The sequence below is a fragment of the Bacillus cereus group sp. BfR-BA-01330 genome (assembly GCF_022663885.1).
GTDB lineage: Bacteria > Bacillota > Bacilli > Bacillales > Bacillaceae_G > Bacillus_A > Bacillus_A cereus.
Map to the genome: position 1 here is coordinate 94088 of NZ_JAKUGK010000001.1, position 14692 is coordinate 108779.

The following is a 14692-nucleotide window of genomic DNA, read 5'->3' on the forward strand; positions in this document are numbered from 1 at the left end:
AAATTGAGTAAGAAAGGGAAATTTCACACTTTCCACACATTTATTTGTTATTTTACAATTATAACGAAATCATCCGAAGATGGAGGGAATCTTTTGAGAAAGTATGTTTTTCTTCTCTGTTTTTTATTTCTACTAGTAGGGTGTCAAGGAAGTTCATATACACCAATTGCTAAAGATAAAAATGTTATTATAACTACGAATATAAAAGAAGGCAGCATTAGTTTTATTGATAAAAAAGATAAAAAGTTAATTACGACATGGGAACTAAATGAGCCAATGGCCGGAATCACACTGCTTCCAAATGGCGATGAAATACTTGTATACGGTAAGCAATTAGAATATATGTATGTATATTCACTAGCGGAAGGAAGGCAAGTGGGAAAATATAAAACTGGAAAGGGCATTGTAAATGTGGTCGTATCAGCAGATAAAAAACAATTATTTGCTGCTGATCAAAATGTTCAAAAGGTAAGGTTCTTTACGATAAATGGGAAAGAGACAGGAAATGTTTCAACAGGAAAAGGGCCTATAACGATGGTAGAGTATCAGAATCGGTTATCTGTACTAAACTTTTATGATACGAAACTAACGACAATTGATACGAAGAAAAAAGAAGTTATTCAATCCTTTATGATTCCGCCAGCATCAACAGGAGCGACGATTAGTCCTGATGGGAAAGAAATATGGATTGGCGGACATGGTGATGGAAATCAAGTAAATGAGAAAGTGTTAGTGTATTCTTTACAGAGTGGAGAAATGGTGCGTTCTTTACACGCTCCATTTATGCCTGTGAATATAACGAGGGATAGTAAGTACGTATATGCACTCAGTCATGGGTCGAATACACTTAGAAAGTTTGATATTAGAACATATAAAGAAATAGCTTCTGTAGAAGTAGGGTCGAATCCATTTGCATTTTTTGAGAGCGGAGCAGAAGGGTATGTAGCCAGTTATGATAGTGATGAAGTGTGCGTTATAGATATGAAGAATTTGAAAATAAAACAAACAATTAAAGTCGGAAAAGGACCGTTTCAACTCATAGAGAGGGAAGGGAAGGACAATGAATAAATATAGAGTGCTAGTTGTAGATGATGAAAGTGATATGAGACAGCTTGTTGGAATGTATTTGGATAACTTTGGATATGAGTGGGGAGAAGCTGAGAATGGAAAAGAGGCTCTTAAAAAACTAGAAACGGATCATTATGATTTCGTTGTATTAGATATAATGATGCCAGAAATGGATGGACTTTCAGTTTGTAAAGAAATTAGAAAAACGTCAGATGTGCCGATTATATTTTTAACGGCAAAAGGTGAAGAGTGGAATAGGGTGAACGGCTTACGTATGGGAGCAGATGACTATATTGTAAAACCGTTTAGTCCTGGTGAATTGGTTGCCCGTATGGAAGCTGTGCTAAGAAGATATACAAAGCAAGAACAGCAAGAAGAGATTCAATTTGGACCAATTCTTATCAATGAAAAAAGTAGACGAATAGAGGCGGATGGTGAGTCGATTTCTCTTACTGTAAAAGAGTTTGATTTATTATATTTTCTTTGCCAACATATAGGACAAGTATTTAGCCGGGAGCAATTACTTGAAAAGGTATGGGGATATGATTATGCCGGAAGTACAAGAACGGTAGATACGCATGTGAAAACGATGCGCTTGAAGCTTGGAGAAAGTGGAAACTACATTCAAACTGTTTGGGGTGTAGGCTATAAATTTGAGGTGTAACGTATGTTTACGATGGTACAAAAACTTTGGCTTACAGTAGTATGTGCAGTATGTGTAACAGTGTCCTTTCTTTATTTCGTATCTTTATACTCGTATGAAAAATTATACGTTGATAATTTAAAAGCTTCGTTAGTAATGGAAGGAAAAAGTCTTGCTGCTCAATATGATAAGCGTGAAGGAATATCAACTTTTGAAGAGAAAGTAAGATCGTTTGATCAAATATCTAGTTCAGACGTTATTTTCGTGTCTAATCCGCGTGATTTAAGCGCATGTTTGCCTTTTGATGTGCATCATCATTCTCTTATAAGTGAAGGAGATAGGCAAACGCTATTAGACGGGAAAACTGTGACAAAAATAGGATATGAAGAACATTTTGACCGTAATATTATGGGGGTTGTCATCCCTGTATTGGAAAATAAAAAATTAGTCGGAATTGTCTATTCGTATATTCCTTTAAAAAGTATAAAAGATTTAATCTATGATATGGGTCTTATTTTAGCACCGTTAGCAATTGCTATGATTTTAATTACGATATGGGTTGGAAGGAAAATTATAATTGCAATTACGAAGCCACTTTCGCAAATGGAGCGGGTTGCAAATCATTTGGCTACGGGAGATTTTTCGGAGCGGATTACAGTTTCTTCAGAGGATGAAATTGGACGATTAGGAAAAGCATTTAATAAAATGGCAAATTCATTAGAAACAGAAGATGTAAAGCGTAAGGAATTTTTAGCAAATGTTTCGCATGAACTTAGAACACCACTTAGTTATATAAAAGGGTATAGCGAGGCTATTTTAGATGGTGTTGCAAAGGGACCGCAGCAGGAAAAAGTAACGCAGCTAATTCATAAAGAAGCAGGTCGTATGCAGCGTCTCGTTCATGACTTGTTAGACTTAGCACAATTAGAAGGTGAGCACTTTCCGTTAAAGAAGCAACCTATCGTTCTTTCACAGCTGATTGAAGACGTATTAGATACGTATGAGATTAAGTTTATAGAAAAGGAAATTCATATTTCAACTAATTTAAATCCAGAGGTCATTGTCATGATTGATGAAGATCGTATGCAACAAGTGCTTCATAATGTGTTAGATAATGCGATACGGTATACAAATCAAAAAGGAAATATCGTTATAACTTTAGAGCAAATCGATGATTACTGTGAATTAAAAATAAAAGATACAGGAATTGGTATTGATATAGAACATTTGGAGAATCTTGGAGAACGCTTTTACCGAGTTGATAAAGCGAGAAGTCGTCAACACGGTGGAACAGGTTTAGGCCTTGCTATTGTGAAACAAATTGTTCATATACATGGTGGACAGTGGAAAATTGAAAGTGAAAAAGATAAGGGAACAACGGTTATTATTAAACTGAATGTACAGGATGAGGGGAGCATGTTCTAATTTTTAGGACATGTTCTTTATATTGAAGAAAATATTTATCCCGCTATTCGCCGGGCAGTAAGACCCTCACCTCAAAATTCAACGGAAGCAAAGAAGTTAGGTGGAGGCCCTGCTGCCCGTAAAAGTCCGATTCGTGAGGGCTAATAATCAGTGGGCGATGAACAAAACCCCCACTGATTAAAGTTTCACTTTACACGTAAAATATAAATTAATATGTAATAAATATCGAAAATTTGACTATTTTATGAACAAAACATTTGTACTTCTTATCAATTCGGTCTAAAATAGTTATGATGCAAAGTTCTTATAAATCGTTTCAATTGTTGTTTGGAAGATACTGAGGTGATTTAACTGGAGTACAAATCTATTAAACCGAAAAAAATTTACGAAGAAGTATCTGAAGCTATTTTAACAATGATTAAAAATGGTACGTTAAAACCTGGTGACAAACTACTCCCTGTGCATCAATTAGCTGAGCAGTTTCAAGTTGGCAGATCTGCTGTTCGTGAAGCGCTAAGTGCGCTAAGAGCGATGGGCTTAATTGAGATGAAACAAGGAGAAGGTACATATGTGAAGAACTTCGATTCTTCTTCATTAACGAAATCATTAAACAATAGATTATTAATGAAGAAAGAAGATATTTTGAATTTATTAGAAGTACGAAAGGTGCTTGAAGTGGGGGCAGTTCGAGTAGCGGCGGCAAAACGTACGGAAGATAATTTACAAAATATGAAACATTGGTTAGATGAAATGGCAAAGAGCATTGGAGATGAAAAGGCTGGCGAAAAAGCCGATTTTCAATTTCATATGGGAATTGCAGAGTCTTCGCATAATAACATTTTGCTTGAACTCATGAATCATGTTTCAGAGATGATTGCTGAAACAATTGGTGAATCAAGACGCATTATTTTATATGGTGAACAAACGACATCAGAACGACTTATAGAAGAGCATCAAGTTATATATGATGCGGTGTTAAAACAAGATGTAGAATTAGCGCAGCAAGCAATGCTAGATCATTTAACAAATGTAGAACATATTGTCACAGGTAAAAACGATATAAATTCGTAATTTAATCTTTTAAAAATTTAATTTTCTGATAAAATAGAGAAAGATTAAGTAAGCGTTTTCTTTAGAAGAGGGAGAGGATAGGCCATGGTTGAGCCTATTTCTTCTCTACTGAGTCATCTGATGACCATATGTTTGTTGGTGAAGTTGTAAAAAGGGGGAGTAATAGTTATGAAAGTTACTTTATTTGTTACTTGTTTAGTCGATATGTTTGAAACAAATGTCGGCAAAGCAACAGTTGAAGTGTTGGAGCGTTTAGGTTGTGAAATTGAATTTCCAGAAGCGCAAGTTTGTTGTGGTCAGCCTGCTTATAATAGCGGCCATGTAGAAGCAGCAAAAGAAGCGATGAAACATATGATTGAAACTTTCGAAGATGCAGAATATATTGTTACGCCATCTGGTTCTTGTGCGACAATGTTTCATGAGTATCCGCATGTTTTCAAAGATGATCCAAAGTGGGCTAAACGTGCACAAAAAGTTGCTGATAAAACTTATGAATTTACACAGTTTATTGTAGATGTTTTAAAAGTTACAGATGTTGGTGCAAGTTTACCAGGGATAGCTACTATTCATAAATCATGTCATATGACGCGTATGCTTGGAGTAAAAGAAGCACCAGGAATTTTATTATCAAATGTAAAAGGATTAACTGTGAGAGATTTGCCAAACGTGCAAAATTGTTGCGGGTTTGGGGGAACGTTTTCAGTTAAGATGACTCCAATTTCTGAGCAAATGGTAGACGAAAAAGTAGATAGTGTCATGGAAACAGGTGCAGATTATTTAATCGGTGCAGATTGTGGGTGTTTGTTAAACATTGGCGGACGTATTGAGCGTTTAGGAAAAGAAGTAAAAGTAATGCATATTGCTGAGGTACTGAATAGTCGCTCATGAAGGGGGAACATAAGCTATGTCTATGAAAATCAGTGAGAAAAAATTTAATGATCGCGTTGGTGATGGAATTCAAGATTCGTTTATGCGCGGAGCAGTATCTTCTGCACAAACGCGTTTATATACGAATCGCTTAAAAGCTGCAGATGAATTAGGAAACTGGGAAGAGTGGCGTGAACTAGGTGAACAAATTCGTCAACATACGTTAGAAAATCTGGATTATTACTTAATGCAGTTAAGTGAAAATGTATCAAAAAGAGGCGGACACGTGTACTTTGCGAAGACGAAAGAGGAAGCTGCAAAGTATATTCAAGACGTTGCTAAAAAGAAACAAGCGAAAAAAGTAGTAAAATCAAAGTCGATGGTAACAGAAGAAATTAGTATGAACCATGCGCTTGAAGAGATTGGCTGTGAAGTGTTAGAGAGTGACTTAGGAGAGTATATTTTGCAAGTAGATAACGATCCACCTTCACATATTATTGCACCTGCACTTCATAAAAATAGAACGCAAATTCGCGATGTATTTAAAGAAAAGCTAGGCTATGAAAATTCTGATGACCCATATGAAATGACAAAGTTTGTTCGTAAACAACTTCGTGAGAAATTTATGGATGCAGAAATTGGTGTAACTGGTTGTAACTTTGCTGTTGCAAATACTGGATCTCTTTGTTTAGTAACGAATGAAGGTAATGCAGATCTTGTTATGTCAATTCCTAAAACACAAATTGCGGTAATGGGTATGGAACGTATGGTTCCGACAATGGAAGAATTAGATGTTTTAGTTGGTTTACTATGTCGTAGTGCAGTAGGTCAAAAATTAACAAGTTATGTAACAGTAGCAGGACCAATTCAAGAAGAGGAAGTTGATGGACCTGAAGAATTCCATTTAGTGGTTGTTGATAATGGTCGCTCTCAAATTCTTGGATCTGAATTCCGTTCCGTATTACAATGTATTCGTTGCGCTGCTTGTGTTAACGTATGTCCCGTATATCGTCACGTTGGTGGACATTCATATGGATCGATTTACTCAGGACCAATCGGTGCGGTATTAACACCGCTTCTAGGTGGATATGATGATTACAAAGAGCTTCCTTATGCATCTAGTTTATGCGGAGCATGTACAGAAGCTTGTCCGGTAAAAATTCCATTGCATGATTTATTATTAAAACATCGTCAAGTCATCGTTGAGCAAGAAGGTCGTGCACCACTTGCAGAAAAACTAGCGATGAAAATGTTTAGTATGGGTGCTTCTTCAGCTGCTTTATATAAAATGGGTTCAAAAATGGCACCAGCGGCAATGAGTCCATTTACATCTGGTAATCGTGTATCAAAAGGTGTTGGACCACTTAAAAACTGGACGGATATTCGTGAATTCCCAGCTCCAAGTAAAGAACGATTCCGTGATTGGTATAAAGATCATAAGAAAGGCGGGGATAAATAATGACAGGATTAATTCAAAACCGTGATGCCTTTCTAGATAACATTGCAAAAGAACTTGGGCGCGCACGTAAAACAGAAGGTGTAGAGCGTCCAGTATGGAAAAGTAATGTGAATATAGAAACGTTAAAAGATTATTCACAAGAAGAATTACTAGAAGTGTTTAAAAAGCAATGTACAAACATTCATACAACTGTAGTAGAAACGACAAATGACCGTTTAGGTGAAGACCTTCAAAAAGTAATCATGGAAAACGGCGGGGGACCTATTTTATTATCAGCAGATGATCGTTTTGATGCATATGGTTTAACATCTTTATTTAAAGAAGAACTTCCAAAGCGAGACGTTGAAGTAAACGTATGGGATCCAGAGAGAAAAGACGAAAATATGCGTTTAGCTGAAAAAGCGAATATTGGTATTGCATTTAGTGATTATACATTAGCCGAATCTGGTACAATTGTTGTACAAAGTCATAAAGGGCAGGGACGTTCTTTACACTTTTTACCGACTGTATATTTTGCTATTATTCCACGTGAAACACTTGTGCCTCGTATTACACAAGCAGTTCAGGATATGAACTCACGCGTAGAAAATGGGGAGACAGCGGCATCTTGTATTAACTTTATTACAGGGCCAAGTAACTCGGCTGACATTGAGATGAATCTTGTTGTCGGAGTACATGGACCATTAAAAGCAGTATATTTCATCGTATAAAAGAGGGGAAAGCAGGCCGGAAAATGGCCTGCTTTTTTAGTAGAATAAAGGATAATATGAAGTAGAAGTTCTCTCCTTTTTTTGCTATGTTTTTTGGGAAAGGAGAGGAAGGGATGTTCACTTATTTATATGCACTGTTAGCAGGGATGGTGTTTGGTTCTTTTTTTATGTTAGTTGCGGTGAGGGTTCCATTAGGTGCGTCTATTATTACCCCGCGTTCACATTGTTATTATTGCAAATATGTGCTAAGGCCAAAAGAACTAATCCCCATCATTTCATTTTATATACAAAGAGGCTGTTGTACGAATTGTAAGAGGAAAATTCCAATTATATATGTAGCATTTGAATGTATAACAGGAAGTATATTTCTTCTTACCGTGTATATGATTGGAATAGAACGAGAACTTATTATCATTTTATCCCTTTTTTCGCTACTTCTTATTATTTCAGTTACAGATTACTTATATATGTTAATTCCTGATTGTATTTTAATTTCGTTTGCGGTTTTACTCATTCTCGAAAGTGTTTTTGTACAATTAGTTACTTGGACAGATAGTATAGTTGGCAGTGGTGTTATATTCCTTTTGTTATATTGCATGCAAAAGATATATCCAGAAGGGCTTGGCGGAGGAGATATAAAACTACTTTCGTTACTTGGTTTTATAGTAGGAGTGAAGGGAGTTTTTATCGTTTTATTTTTAGCATCTTGTTTTAGTCTTTGTTTTTTCGGGATTGGTATCGGATTAAAACGTATAGAAGTACGAAAGCCAATTCCATTTGGTCCTTTTATTAGTCTTGGGGCAATGTGCTATGTATTAGCTGTTTATTCAAATTAGAGAGGGAATCGAAAATGAACGTATATATGGATGATCAAAGAAGTTGCCCGTTCGGGTATGTGTCCGCAACTACAGTAGAATGTGCCTTGCAAATGGTTCGGGATTATGATGTGAATATTCTTTCCCTTGATTATAATATGGGCTGGGGAGCAAAAAATGGACTAGATTTTGTAGAAGCTTTTTGTACAGAGGGATTATATGTAAATGAAATTCACCTTCATACGAATGATGTCATCGGTATGCACAAGATGAAACAGAGAATGGATAAGGGAAAGGAAGAAGGAGAAATTAATCCTCACCTTGTTGTTAAATACGTGGGAAGCTAAAAACTCCAAAGTAAAACTTTGGAGTTTTTAGTGTTTCATATGTGCTTGTAAAGGAATAATCTCTTCTTGTTGAGCTACTGCGATTTCAGTTTCTTCCTGTTGAACTTCAGGTGTTTTCTTTGTTAAGTAGTGGTATACCATACCGACAAATACTGATCCGCCAATAATGTTACCGATTGTAACAGGAATTAAGTTATGAATAGCACCTGAAAAAGAAATTGTCTCAGGATGCGGTGAAACTAAAGATAAAGCAAAGAGTGATAAGTTTGCAATACTATGTTCGTAACCAGATAAGAAGAATGTGAAAACAAGTAGCATCATGACTATTATTTTTGCTGTGTCACCTTTAACCTGAGAAGGTAAGAAACAAGCAAGACATACGAGCCAGTTACATAAAATGGCTTTAAAGAATAACTGCATTGTAGGTGTGTTCATCTTTCCTTCAACGACTTTATTCATTAAGTGACCGTGATCAATTGCTTCAAAAATTCCAGTTGCGTAAAATAGTAAGGCAAAGAATAACGCGCCGGCTAAGTTACCTGCATAACAAGCAACCCAGTTACGTAGTGTATCAGAAATCGTTGTTTCTTTTCTTAAAGTTGCTACAGTAAAGTACATTGTGTTCCCAGTAAACAATTCAGCACCGCCATATATAATAAGTACGAGAGCAATCCCGAAAAACATAGAAGCAGCTAAATAAGTTGCTGGTGAATCTGCAATGTGAAAAAAGTTACCTAATTTAAAACATAGTACAATAATAAAACCGATATAAATACCCGCAAGTGCAGCACGAATGAAATATTGCATTGGGTTTGTATCTAGTATTTTCTTTTTGCTTTTAGCCAGTTTGACAACATAATCTAGTCCTTGTTCTAGCATGAGTAATACGCTCCTTTAGTAAATCTTCTATAAATACTCCTTATATGAATAAAGTACATGGAATTGTTCTCACTTTCAATAAGTTTGTGCAATGTTTCACAAAAAGGACATACATACATTAAGAAAACGTTTACAAAAGGTAGTATAATGTAATTTTTTCTGGACATTGAGAGGAAGAAAGAAAAAAGAAAAAGCGCTGTAATTACAGCGCTTTTTCGTCTAAATTCTTTTCTACTTTTACTTCTACTTCTTTTGAGAAGAACCAACCACCAACTGCGATTCCGACTAATACAATCCAGAATGTAAGCTTCCACGGAGTGGATTCTGGGAATGAATGTGGAATTACATTTAATGCAGGGTGTGCTAATGTATAAACTGCTAGCTTCACACCAACCCAACCTACAATTAAGAATGCTGCGGTTTCAAGTCCTGGTTTACGTTTTAAGATTTGTACGAAAGCAGTTGCTGCAAATCGCATAATGATTAATCCGATAAGTCCACCTACAAAGATAACAGCGAATTGCCCAGTATCAAGACTACCAATTGTACCTAATCCTGTTTTTGGTAAAGTCATTGCTAGTGCAACAGCAGCTAAAATTGAATCAACTGCGAAGGCGATATCAGCAACCTCAACTTTAAATACAGTCCACCAAAAGTTCTCTTGTTTTTTCTTTGCTTCTTTTTCTTCTGTTTCTTCATCTGTATTCTTTTTAACATATGTTTTAAATAAGTGATTACCAGCGATAAACATAAGGTAGATGGCACCGATTGCTTGCACTTGCCATACATCGACTAAGAACGAAATCATAAATAACGATCCAAATCGGAAAACAAATGCCCCCGCTAATCCATAAAATAGTGCTTTCTTTCGTTTTTCTTCTGGTAAATGTTTTACCATAATTGCAAGAACAAGAGCGTTATCAGCCGCTAAAATCCCTTCAAGTGCAATTAGGATGAGTAATACCCAACCATACTCCAATAATAATGATACATCCATGTACATTCTCCTCTCATTTCTATAAGTTCTAAATAAGTGAAGAATTTCCCCACTATTTAGTTTCCCCATACTCCTGCCTATTAACTTTGGAAAAATCTGGAAGTGAATACAAAAAAAGACCTCTGCCGTTAATAGGCAAAGGTCTTGCTAGACATATGTAATAAAAAATGCCAACAAAGCCGGAAGAACTAAGTTCTACGTAATGACGACTTTGTTTCCAAGAAATATTCTTGGACGCTACTCCCCTTTGGAGATATGTTATTGTATTCTCATTATATGGATAATTTATACGGTTGTCAACCTGTTAAAATATCTTCATTCGGATATTTTATTTTCAGGTTCTTTTTACGAGCAAATGAAAAAGCCAATGTTAAAGGACCCATTTTCCCGAAAAACATCATAAAGATAATAATAGCTTTTCCGATTATAGTTAAGTGGGGTGTTAAATTCATACTGAGGCCAACAGTCCCAAATGCTGAAAATACTTCGAAAGCACTCATCAATAGAGGAACTCGCTCAGTAATACTCAAAATTAAAATAGCAAAAAAGATAAATGAAATGGAAATAATAGTAATGGTTAATGATTTGACAATGAGAGTATCTTTAATGGATTTTTTAAATACGACAATATCCTCTTGTTCTTGTAAAAATTTAAATACGCCAAAAAATATGATTAAAAATGTTGTTAACTTAATCCCACCACCAGTTGAAGCGCTACCAGCACCAATAAACATAAGGAGCATCATTAATAGGAGAGAAGGTTTTGACAATGTAGAAATATCAACAGTATTAAACCCGGCAGTTCGCGTTGAAATTGCTTGAAAATAAGAGGCCAATCCTTCTTCAAATGGGGTAAAACCTCTCATAGAAAGGGAGTTATGGAACTCGAATATAAAAATAAAAAGGGTAGCAATAATGTTGACGATTAGAGTAGAAGAGAGCATAAGTTTTGAATGTAGTGTAAGGTTTTTAAAGTTTTTCTTTCTTTTTATGTCTACGATTACTGTAAAACCAATTCCACCTAAGATGATGAGAGAGGAAATGACGAGATTGACAAGAATGCTATGAGAATGGGACATTAAATTATCGCTCCACACAGAAAAGCCAGCATTGTTAAAGGCTGAGATTGAATGGAAAAAACTATAATAGATCCCTTTCATAACCCCATATTTTGGTACCCATTCAAAAGAAAGAATTATAGTAGCGATACATTCGACTGTAAAAGAGAATAAAAATAATGCTTTGGCAAGACGGATGATGCCGCCGATATTCGTTTGATTTAATGCTTGTTGCAGTAAAATTCGATTTTGAAGACCGATTTTTCTTCCGAGCATAATCGCAATTAAGACAGCAAAGCTCATAATGCCAAGCCCGCCAACTTGTATAAGCGTTAAAATGACACATTGTCCAAACAAAGTAAATACTTTTCCAGTATCTACAACACCAAGCCCAGTAACAGTACAAGCGGAAACGGTTGTAAATAAGGCATCGAGCCATGAAATGGAAGTTGTCGTAGCAATGGGCAGTTTTAATAAACATGTGCCGACAACTGATAATACAAGAAAAGACAAAGTAAGAACGCGGGGAGGGCTCATGCTAATATTAATCCGTTTCATTTTACAGATCGCTCCTTTCGTTTTGATTAGTATGTGAAAAAGCACCATTATGTATGTTGAAAATAGAAAGAGGCAGAGAATATCTGCCTCTAAGCCATATGTTATATTATTATCCACGTAATTGTTGTTGAGCTAAAGCAACAAGACGTTTTGTTACTTCACCGCCAACTGAACCGTTAGAACGAGATGCTGTATTAGATCCTAAGCTTACACCAAATTCTTGTGCAATTTCATATTTAAATTGTTCAAGTGCTTGTTCTGCACCTGGAACTAATAATTTGTTTGTTTTTACCATGTTGATACACATCCTTATGAGTAGTCCAGTTCAGCTAAGTTCTTATCTAAACTGGTAACGTTATTTTATGTGGAAACGACGTACTCATACGCGGAAGTAATCGGTGCGATTAGAAGTTCTTGGATAGAAAAAAGAGTAGCAAATTTGCTACTCTTTTTTTAGTATTGTCGCTGTTCCTTCCACGACAATATCATCTGATTGATTATATATGTTTGTTTGCAGCGTAATGATTTTTTTATCATCACGCTTCTTAATAACCTCTGCCACAACGCGAAGTGTATCACCGATTTTGACAGGGGCACGGAATGAAACATTTTGGGATAAATAAATCGTATTTTTGCCTGGGAGTTTCGTTCCAAGGATGGTAGAAATAAAACTCGAAACGAGCATACCGTGAGCAATACGTTCTTTAAACATTGTCGTTTTTGCAAAAGAATCTAAAATGTGAATAGGATTCACATCCCCAGTCAATTTTGCAAAATTGATAACATCTTCATCTGTAATTGTTTTTGTAAGGGATGCTTGATCACCGACTTGAATCTCATCATAGCGAAGCTCCGGAACAGTTTGTGCTTCTTGAAATGGATTCATTTTGTCCTCCTTCTTTTCCATATCGAAAAATGTTAGCCATCTTGATGTAGTAGGAGGAAGAAAGAGTTTTGTTTGTGCTGCGGTTAGCTCCCACATTTTTCTTACTTGATGGAAGTAAATAGATTTTTTGAGTTTTCCTCGAACTTTTTTGCGAGTTCCAACTGTTTTGACTTGAACTCTTCCAAAAAACCCTCTAACTGTTTTTGAGCCTCTTCACGTTGTAATTGTTGTTGCTCAATAAATTGTTTTGTTGTTTCTTCAAATTGGCCGCTTGTTTGGGTAAGAATTGACAATGATGTTTTTGTAGGAGAAACAGTAAGCTGATGCATATGAGCAGAAAGTTCCTTCCATTTGTCCTGCCACTCGTTAATTTGATCATTTAAGGAGTTTCCAGTTAATTGTTTCACGTAATCTGTATATTGGTTATTGAACTGAGCAGTGAGTTGTTGTAGTTCTTTTTCTAGTTCATCTACTCCTGATGTTAATTTATGCAAAGCGTCTTGTTGTTGTTTTAATGTTTCTAAAGTAAGTTGCTCTAATTGCTTCCCAGCTGAAGAGAAAAGGGAAAGTGATTGAGACCAGTTTTTCCAAAATGCATCGACTAATTCGTATGGTTTAGTTTCCATTGTTTGACCCCCAAATGTTTTTTTGCATATTGTGAACGCAGATTACTCTGCTGTACCACCAGGTGAAGATGAAGAATCCTTTTCATCCTTTTCTGGAGAAGTAGAAAATGGAAAGAATGCATTGGTGTATAACGTGAAAAACGTTCGCAACATATTTTGATAATGTTCAAAAGAAGTCGCACATGTTGTTAAATATTGCTCTCCATATTCAGTTAAAGAATAAATTCTTTTTGCCGGCCCTCCATCGCTTGTATCCCAAGTAGAAGAAATAAGGTTTTCTTTTTCTAATTTGCGTAGTGTTCTATAAACATTACCTTGGTCAACAGAAGAAAAGCCGATATCCATTAGCATTTGAATAAGTTTGTAACCATGAAGACTCCAGTCTTTTAGACAGAGAAGTAAGAAGGGAACTAAGAAGTTTTTTGGCATGGAGTTTGGTTGTTTCGCTTGGTTGCTCTCCAAACTTTCGCGTTGTTCTGGTTCATTTTGTAGCATGATTGTGCATCACCTCATGAATCAGTTAGATGGAATTTTTTGCTTATAAGTGCAATTTACACCTATCTGTTTTTAAAGTCAACACATTTGTTAGAAAATAGAAAAAATAAAATATAGACTTGAAGTTTTATTCAGAATATTAGAAAATAGTGAATAGGTTGAATTGTTTCAAAAACGAAAAAGGGAGTGTAGGTAAAGTGATTGATCAAAAATTCGATCCACTACAAGCATGGAAAAATGCTTATGAACAAACCGAAACATTTTGGGGAAAAGCGCTCAATGAAACAATTAAAACAGAAGAATATTCTGCTTGGATGGGCAGCGTTCTAGATTTGAATTTGTTTTATCAAAAAGCATTAAATGATACGACAAAAAACTATTTAGAACAAGTAAATGTGCCGACGAAAGAGGATATCGCAAGAGTGGCTACGCTTGTTATTAACTTAGAAAATAAAGTAGATAACATTGAGGAGTTTCTAGAGGAGAAAGTAGATTCTTTAGGGCAAGCTCCTACATTAAAGCGTGATGTAACGAAAGTAAAACAAGATATTCGTACGCTTGAAACAAAAGTAGATCAAATTTTAGAATTGCTAGAAAAGCAAAATGCAGTACTAGCTAAACTACAAGTACCTGTAAAAGAAGAGGTAAAGCCTGCGAATAAACCAGAAAATAAAAAATGATAAAAGCGCTTGTTTATAACAGATAAAAGAGAGAGGGAGAATCTCTTTTCACGTATAAACAGCGAAACATAATTATATATGGACTCTATAGTATGAGTACCAAAATGA

The 14692-nt window shown here is 35.7% G+C and carries 17 protein-coding genes and 1 riboswitch; of the genes, 10 read left to right on the top strand and 7 right to left on the bottom strand.

The features are described from left to right. The first annotated feature begins 93 nt into the window (after window positions 1-93). The 9 genes from MR112_RS00495 (at window position 94) to MR112_RS00535 (ending at window position 8405) form a co-directional block, all read left to right on the top strand. Window positions 94-1068, top strand: a complete 975-nt coding sequence (locus MR112_RS00495) for a YncE family protein (RefSeq protein WP_001234152.1) — start codon at window positions 94-96, stop codon at window positions 1066-1068. After that, window positions 1061-1732, top strand: a complete 672-nt coding sequence (locus MR112_RS00500) for a response regulator transcription factor (protein WP_242244714.1) — start codon at window positions 1061-1063, stop codon at window positions 1730-1732. The genes MR112_RS00495 and MR112_RS00500 overlap by 8 nt, the downstream gene beginning before the upstream one ends. A gap of 3 nt (window positions 1733-1735) precedes the next feature. Beyond that, window positions 1736-3136 carry a sensor histidine kinase gene (locus tag MR112_RS00505; protein ID WP_242244715.1) on the top strand — a complete coding sequence of 467 codons (1401 nt, stop codon included), beginning with the start codon at window positions 1736-1738 and terminating at the stop codon, window positions 3134-3136. 381 nt (window positions 3137-3517) lie between these two features. Beyond that, window positions 3518-4207, top strand: coding sequence for a FadR/GntR family transcriptional regulator (locus MR112_RS00510; protein ID WP_254904515.1), 690 nt, complete (start codon window positions 3518-3520; stop codon window positions 4205-4207). Between the two features lie 168 nt (window positions 4208-4375). Further along, a complete protein-coding gene (locus tag MR112_RS00515) occupies window positions 4376-5095 on the top strand; it encodes a (Fe-S)-binding protein (RefSeq protein WP_000869148.1) in 720 nt (239 codons plus the stop codon). 16 nt (window positions 5096-5111) lie between these two features. Continuing rightward, on the top strand, window positions 5112-6533 hold the full coding sequence (locus tag MR112_RS00520; RefSeq protein WP_000061930.1) for a LutB/LldF family L-lactate oxidation iron-sulfur protein: 1422 nt from the start codon (window positions 5112-5114) through the stop codon (window positions 6531-6533). Further along, entirely contained in the window at window positions 6533-7243 is a 711-nt protein-coding gene (locus MR112_RS00525; RefSeq protein ID WP_000147187.1) for a LutC/YkgG family protein, read from the top strand. The genes MR112_RS00520 and MR112_RS00525 overlap by 1 nt, the downstream gene beginning before the upstream one ends. Before the next feature lie 113 nt (window positions 7244-7356). Continuing rightward, window positions 7357-8079, top strand: coding sequence for a prepilin peptidase (locus MR112_RS00530; RefSeq protein WP_000495726.1), 723 nt, complete (start codon window positions 7357-7359; stop codon window positions 8077-8079). 14 nt (window positions 8080-8093) lie between these two features. Beyond that, window positions 8094-8405 carry a cyclic-phosphate processing receiver domain-containing protein gene (locus MR112_RS00535; RefSeq protein WP_001103770.1) on the top strand — a complete coding sequence of 104 codons (312 nt, stop codon included), beginning with the start codon at window positions 8094-8096 and terminating at the stop codon, window positions 8403-8405. Window positions 8406-8432: 27 nt separating this feature from the next. On the opposite strand, the gene MR112_RS00540 is transcribed toward MR112_RS00535, so the two are convergent. The 7 genes from MR112_RS00540 to phaQ all read right to left on the bottom strand — a co-directional run bounded on the left by MR112_RS00540 (window position 8433) and on the right by phaQ (window position 13904). Then, window positions 8433-9284 (bottom strand): formate/nitrite transporter family protein, encoded by an 852-nt coding sequence (locus MR112_RS00540; RefSeq protein ID WP_000893025.1) that lies wholly within the window; start codon window positions 9282-9284, stop codon window positions 8433-8435. A gap of 202 nt (window positions 9285-9486) precedes the next feature. Next, the gene (locus MR112_RS00545; protein ID WP_000383314.1) at window positions 9487-10281 is read right to left on the bottom strand and encodes a TerC family protein; all 795 of its coding nucleotides are present in this window, start codon (window positions 10279-10281) and stop codon (window positions 9487-9489) included. Window positions 10282-10371: 90 nt separating this feature from the next. Next, window positions 10372-10539, bottom strand: a riboswitch (yybP-ykoY riboswitch). 38 nt (window positions 10540-10577) lie between these two features. Next, window positions 10578-11897: a TrkH family potassium uptake protein gene (locus MR112_RS00550; RefSeq protein ID WP_000822360.1), complete on the bottom strand. Its 1320-nt coding sequence runs from the start codon at window positions 11895-11897 to the stop codon at window positions 10578-10580. A gap of 109 nt (window positions 11898-12006) precedes the next feature. Next, the gene (locus MR112_RS00555; RefSeq protein ID WP_000241212.1) at window positions 12007-12192 is read right to left on the bottom strand and encodes an alpha/beta-type small acid-soluble spore protein; all 186 of its coding nucleotides are present in this window, start codon (window positions 12190-12192) and stop codon (window positions 12007-12009) included. Window positions 12193-12339: 147 nt separating this feature from the next. Beyond that, window positions 12340-12783: a MaoC family dehydratase gene (locus tag MR112_RS00560; protein ID WP_001067916.1), complete on the bottom strand. Its 444-nt coding sequence runs from the start codon at window positions 12781-12783 to the stop codon at window positions 12340-12342. A 101-nt stretch (window positions 12784-12884) separates the two neighbouring features. After that, window positions 12885-13409, bottom strand: a complete 525-nt coding sequence (phaP, locus tag MR112_RS00565) for a polyhydroxyalkanoic acid inclusion protein PhaP (protein WP_000448594.1) — start codon at window positions 13407-13409, stop codon at window positions 12885-12887. 42 nt (window positions 13410-13451) lie between these two features. Then, a complete protein-coding gene (phaQ, locus tag MR112_RS00570) occupies window positions 13452-13904 on the bottom strand; it encodes a poly-beta-hydroxybutyrate-responsive repressor (RefSeq protein WP_000939955.1) in 453 nt (150 codons plus the stop codon). A 197-nt stretch (window positions 13905-14101) separates the two neighbouring features. On the opposite strand from phaQ, the gene phaR reads away from it, so the two are divergent. Next, window positions 14102-14584, top strand: coding sequence for a polyhydroxyalkanoic acid synthase subunit PhaR (gene phaR, locus MR112_RS00575; RefSeq protein WP_000566942.1), 483 nt, complete (start codon window positions 14102-14104; stop codon window positions 14582-14584). The last annotated feature ends 108 nt before the right edge of the window (window positions 14585-14692 follow it).

Bases quoted from the DNA above. Each gene is read 5' to 3' on its own strand.
- MR112_RS00555 (WP_000241212.1), bottom strand. From the start codon at position 12,192: ATGGTAAAAACAAACAAATTATTAGTTCCAGGTGCAGAACAAGCACTT.
- MR112_RS00540 (WP_000893025.1), bottom strand. From the start codon at position 9,284: ATGCTAGAACAAGGACTAGATTATGTTGTCAAACTGGCTAAAAGCAAA.
- MR112_RS00560 (WP_001067916.1), bottom strand. From the start codon at position 12,783: ATGAATCCATTTCAAGAAGCACAAACTGTTCCGGAGCTTCGCTATGAT.
- phaP (WP_000448594.1), bottom strand. From the start codon at position 13,409: ATGGAAACTAAACCATACGAATTAGTCGATGCATTTTGGAAAAACTGG.
- MR112_RS00515 (WP_000869148.1), top strand. From the start codon at position 4,376: ATGAAAGTTACTTTATTTGTTACTTGTTTAGTCGATATGTTTGAAACA.
- MR112_RS00500 (WP_242244714.1), top strand. From the start codon at position 1,061: ATGAATAAATATAGAGTGCTAGTTGTAGATGATGAAAGTGATATGAGA.
- MR112_RS00535 (WP_001103770.1), top strand. From the start codon at position 8,094: ATGAACGTATATATGGATGATCAAAGAAGTTGCCCGTTCGGGTATGTG.
- MR112_RS00520 (WP_000061930.1), top strand. From the start codon at position 5,112: ATGTCTATGAAAATCAGTGAGAAAAAATTTAATGATCGCGTTGGTGAT.
- MR112_RS00550 (WP_000822360.1), bottom strand. From the start codon at position 11,897: ATGAAACGGATTAATATTAGCATGAGCCCTCCCCGCGTTCTTACTTTG.
- MR112_RS00530 (WP_000495726.1), top strand. From the start codon at position 7,357: ATGTTCACTTATTTATATGCACTGTTAGCAGGGATGGTGTTTGGTTCT.
- MR112_RS00505 (WP_242244715.1), top strand. From the start codon at position 1,736: ATGTTTACGATGGTACAAAAACTTTGGCTTACAGTAGTATGTGCAGTA.
- phaQ (WP_000939955.1), bottom strand. From the start codon at position 13,904: ATGCTACAAAATGAACCAGAACAACGCGAAAGTTTGGAGAGCAACCAA.
- MR112_RS00545 (WP_000383314.1), bottom strand. From the start codon at position 10,281: ATGGATGTATCATTATTATTGGAGTATGGTTGGGTATTACTCATCCTA.
- MR112_RS00525 (WP_000147187.1), top strand. From the start codon at position 6,533: ATGACAGGATTAATTCAAAACCGTGATGCCTTTCTAGATAACATTGCA.